The organism is Hydrogenophaga sp. L310, assembly GCF_055703065.1.
The window spans coordinates 1-4,098 of record NZ_JBVPZA010000039.1; the positions used below are offsets into that span (position 1 = coordinate 1).

Annotated in this window: 4 protein-coding genes and 1 pseudogene; 3 read left to right on the forward strand and 2 right to left on the reverse strand. The window is 56.7% G+C overall.

Annotation, left to right across the window (positions count from 1 at the left end; translation table 11 throughout):
- Window positions 1-171: pseudogene (locus AC0GNO_RS23765) on the reverse strand (IS5/IS1182 family transposase); the annotation flags it as partial.
- Window positions 172-434: 263 nt separating this feature from the next.
- On the opposite strand from AC0GNO_RS23765, the gene AC0GNO_RS23770 reads away from it, so the two are divergent.
- The 3 genes from AC0GNO_RS23770 (at window position 435) to AC0GNO_RS23780 (ending at window position 3,017) form a co-directional block, all read left to right on the forward strand.
- Window positions 435-590: a hypothetical protein gene (locus AC0GNO_RS23770; protein WP_472889822.1), complete on the forward strand. Its 156-nt coding sequence runs from the start codon at window positions 435-437 to the stop codon at window positions 588-590.
- An 8-nt stretch (window positions 591-598) separates the two neighbouring features.
- On the forward strand, window positions 599-1,633 hold the full coding sequence (gene gmd, locus AC0GNO_RS23775) for a GDP-mannose 4,6-dehydratase (RefSeq protein WP_472905752.1): 1,035 nt from the start codon (window positions 599-601) through the stop codon (window positions 1,631-1,633).
- A gap of 88 nt (window positions 1,634-1,721) precedes the next feature.
- Window positions 1,722-3,017, forward strand: coding sequence for a hypothetical protein (locus AC0GNO_RS23780; RefSeq protein WP_472905753.1), 1,296 nt, complete (start codon window positions 1,722-1,724; stop codon window positions 3,015-3,017).
- On the opposite strand, the gene AC0GNO_RS23785 is transcribed toward AC0GNO_RS23780, so the two are convergent.
- Window positions 3,011-4,048, reverse strand: a complete 1,038-nt coding sequence (locus AC0GNO_RS23785) for an IS30 family transposase (RefSeq protein WP_472905065.1) — start codon at window positions 4,046-4,048, stop codon at window positions 3,011-3,013. The two genes, AC0GNO_RS23780 and AC0GNO_RS23785, sit on opposite strands and share 7 nt — an antisense overlap.
- Window positions 4,049-4,098: the final 50 nt, after the last annotated feature.

The window sequence follows — 4,098 nt, forward strand, 5'->3', positions numbered from 1 at the left end:
CATGGTCTCGTGTGCAAATGGTGGGCGCCCCGTGCTGGCAACCGGCGCGGCCGCTGCAATCAGCGCAATGAGTTCGCGCCACGGCACCACCAGCTCCATCTCGTCGAGGAACACAGCCTTGCGCGTGCGCCTCGTGCTCAGGTTCAGTCCCAGTTCCGCTTGTTTCTTCATGACGCCATTGTTCCTCGCCTCGCACCTTCAGACCATCGGGGACTGCACGGGGTTTTGAACACAATCCCTAGGCTTGGCCAAGGGCACCAAGGCATGCACCTTTCAGGCCTCAACCTGCTATGTCAATGGTGACCCCGAGGTGCACCCGCAAGTAGAAAGCTATTGGGGGCGCGTCAACCCGTTCGGTTTACGGTCTTGTACCCAATCCAATCCGGTTCAGTGATGCCTCGCCCGATTACCGCCAATAAACCTCTGAAACATTTATGCAAATCGCCATTGCAGGTACAGGCTATGTCGGCCTGTCCAACGCCGTTCTCCTCGCAGTGATCTTGTCGAACCGTCAATCCGAGTTTCCGGCAGATGTAGCAGACAAGGTCTATACACGCGATCTGTTTGGCAAAGACCGATTCTTCACCTGAAAGGCAACATGAAAACTGCATTGATCACCGGCATCACCGGACAGGACGGCGCTTACCTGGCCGAGCTGCTGCTCGCCAAAGGCTATACGGTGTACGGCACCTACCGCCGCACCAGTTCCGTCAATTTCTGGCGCATCGAAGAGCTGGGCATCCAGAACCACCCATCCCTGCACCTGGTCGAGTACGACCTGACCGACCTGGGTTCGAGCATCGCGCTGGTGCAGAAGGTCCAGCCGCACGAGATCTACAACCTGGCCGCGCAGAGCTTTGTCGGCGTGAGCTTCGATCAGCCCAGCACCACGGCGCAGATCACCGGCATTGGGGCCCTGAATCTGCTGGAAGCGATCCGCCTGGTAAACCGCAAGATCCGCTTCTACCAGGCCAGCACCTCCGAGATGTTCGGCAAGGTGCAAGCCATTCCCCAGGTGGAGGACACGCCCTTCTATCCCCGCAGCCCCTATGGCGTGGCCAAGCTCTACGCGCACTGGATGACGGTGAACTACCGCGAGAGTTACGACATCTTCGGCAGCAGCGGCATCCTCTTCAACCACGAGAGCCCGCTGCGTGGGCGCGAGTTCGTGACCCGCAAGATCACCGATGCCGTGGCCAAGATCCAGCTGGGCCAGCTCGACTGCCTGGAGCTGGGCAACCTGGATGCCAAGCGGGACTGGGGCTACGCCAAGGAGTACGTTGAAGGCATGTGGCGCATGCTGCAGGCGGATGAGCCCGACACCTTCGTGCTGGCCACCAACCGCACGGAAACCGTGCGCGACTTTGTGCGCATGGCGTTCAAGGGCGCGGGCATCGCTGTGGACTTCCGCGGGCAGGCCGAAGACGAGACCGCTGTGGACAGCGCCACCGGCAAGACCGTGATGCGCATCAACCCGAAGTTCTACCGCCCGGCAGAGGTGGAGCTGTTGATTGGTAACCCGGCAAAGGCCAAAGCCACACTGGGCTGGGAACCTGCGACCACGCTGGAGCAACTGTGCCAGATGATGGTGGAAGCCGATCTGCGCCGTAATCGGGCGGGGTTTTCTTTTTAACCGCGGCCTTGAGCGCCATACTATTTCCTTTTAATGCACGGAGTTATACAACCAACTCTTCAAGAGATTTGGAACTCCATGAAGGCCAATGACATTGAACGGTAAAAATGCGGATCATACACCAATCGCCGAATATCGATCAGCGACTTTGGCGGTGGTCATTTTGTCTGCTATATTTTACCTCCTGCTCTCGCTGAAATTCGAGGGCCCCACATACTTACAGGATGAGGTCGGCTATCTGGCGAAAGCGGCCTTCTTTTCGGGAAAACCAATAGATGCAGCATCCAGCTATCATGCCGGATACAGCATCCTACTGTCCCCTCTGTTTTTGCTGACATCTGAGATTTCAAAAATCTGGGTAGGCGTGGTGGCATTAAATACAGGCTTATGGATCGCCAGCCTGGTTATGACTCACCGATTGATACCACTCTTATCTCCCAAAACACCTCCCCTAGGAATCTTGGCCGGAGTTGCCGGTATGGCCAGCTACCCGGCGTGGCCGATATTGACAGGCTATGCATTTTCCAGCCCATTATTAATAGCGGTATTTTTGTCGTGCATTCTCTTGCTCAACAAACTGGTCAACAACGAATGGCGCTCACCAACAGCTTTAGCCATTTGCGCCGGGTTTGCATTCTGGATCCACCCCACGGGTCTTGCAATCATAGCGGCACTCACAGTGGCACTGGTATCGACTGCACCCAAAACAAAACGATTAAGACTGCTAAGTCGATTCATTCTCACCACTGGGTTCATGGTGTTGACATACAAAGGGTTCATTCACCCATGGGTTAATCAGCTCATGACGCCTCATGGATTTGAGCCGATTACGCACTACAAAAGTTACACCGAAGTACTAATTTCGCTATTAGACCCAGCGATCATAGGCAGAAGTATTCTTCGCATGGCAGGAGAGTTCGCGTATTTGACCATAAGCACGCTGGGGATATTTATATTAGGCGCATGGAACCTAATACAATCAACACATAAGGACTTCAAATCTGCGGAAGGCATTTTAGGCATATTCAGTCTACTTGCGATGATTGGCGTTGCAACTATGGCTGCCATTCAGCTTGAAACCTTCGAAACAGCAAACCAGATTCAGCATTGGCAATATGGACGATATACTGACACAGTATTGCCCCCAATACTCGCCGTAGGATTCGCCAAGATCACTGAAAACCGGGGGAAAATTTGGGTTCTGCTTGGGGCAAGTGCTACGCTGATATCTTTAATGGCTTCTGGCTGGGCCCTTGACCAATGGGCTCATGCAACACCTGCCAACAATATTGTTACAACACCTGGATTCTGGCCGCAATACATCAATACGCAGAGCACATTCGGCGGATTCAAGTCTGAAGTGCAACACCCTGGGGTTCAATGAACGAGGGTGGAATGTTGCGGGCTGTTGAGCAGGAGTTCTCGATAGACCGCCAGCGGGGATCGTACGCCCAGACCTTTGCGAGGTCGGTTGTTGATCTGATCGGCAATGGCATCGAGTTGCTCCTGGCTGTAGCCTGAGAGATCGGTGCCCTTGGGCAGGTACTGACGCACCAGCCCATTGGTGTTCTCGTTGGAGCCGCGCTGCCATGGGCTGTGCGGGTCGCAGAAGTACACCGCGATTTCCGTGCGGCGGCTGAGCTCCTTGTGCATCGCCATCTCCCGCCCCTGGTCGTACGTCATGCTCTGGCGCATGGGCGCTGCGATCCCCAGCAGCTTGTCAGAGAAGGCCTGCATCACGTTGGCTGCGCTGGCAGGTTTGAACTCAGGCAGTTTGATGAGCATGAGCAGCCTGCTGGTGCGCTCGACCAAGGTGCCCACCGCACTGGCGTTGGCCTCTCCCTTGATGAGATCGCCTTCCCAGTGGCCCGGAAACTGCCGATCCTCAATCTCAGGCGGACGCAGGTGGATGCTCACCATGTCGGGGATCTGACCGCGCCGGTCTTGCCCTTTGCTGCGTGGCACGCGCTTGTTGTGGGCGTGGCGCAGGGTGGCGATCAGCTCGCGCTTGAGCTCGCCCACGGGCTGGGCGTAGATGCAGTTGTAGATGGTCTCGTGTGACACGCGGTGCTCATGGCCTCTGGGGAGGATGCAGGCCAGTGTCAGGGCAATCTGTTCAGGCGACCAGCGCTCGCCCAGAAAGTGGCGCATCAACCCGAACAGGATGCCATCGCGATGGAGCTTGCCCTGTGGGCGGCCTTGCAGGCGTCGCCGTCGGGCGCAGGCACGCGCTGTGGTGCTCGCGTAGCCTGCGGGCTGAGCGTTGCGCCGCAGCTCCCGGCTGATGGTGCTTGGTGAACGACCCAAGACTTGGGCCATGGCGCGAACGCTGTACTTTTGCTGGGCCAGACTGGCCAGGGTCACGCGGTCTTCAGGCTGAAGCTGTTGATAGCGCTTGGATGGGGTGCTTTGCATCTGCGGACCTTACTCGGTGGCAGGTGTTGCACTTCAGACTTGAATCCGCC

Bases quoted from the DNA above. Each gene is read 5' to 3' on its own strand.
- AC0GNO_RS23780 (WP_472905753.1), top strand. From the start codon at position 1,722: ATGACATTGAACGGTAAAAATGCGGATCATACACCAATCGCCGAATAT.
- AC0GNO_RS23785 (WP_472905065.1), bottom strand. From the start codon at position 4,048: ATGCAAAGCACCCCATCCAAGCGCTATCAACAGCTTCAGCCTGAAGAC.
- gmd (WP_472905752.1), top strand. From the start codon at position 599: ATGAAAACTGCATTGATCACCGGCATCACCGGACAGGACGGCGCTTAC.
- AC0GNO_RS23770 (WP_472889822.1), top strand. From the start codon at position 435: ATGCAAATCGCCATTGCAGGTACAGGCTATGTCGGCCTGTCCAACGCC.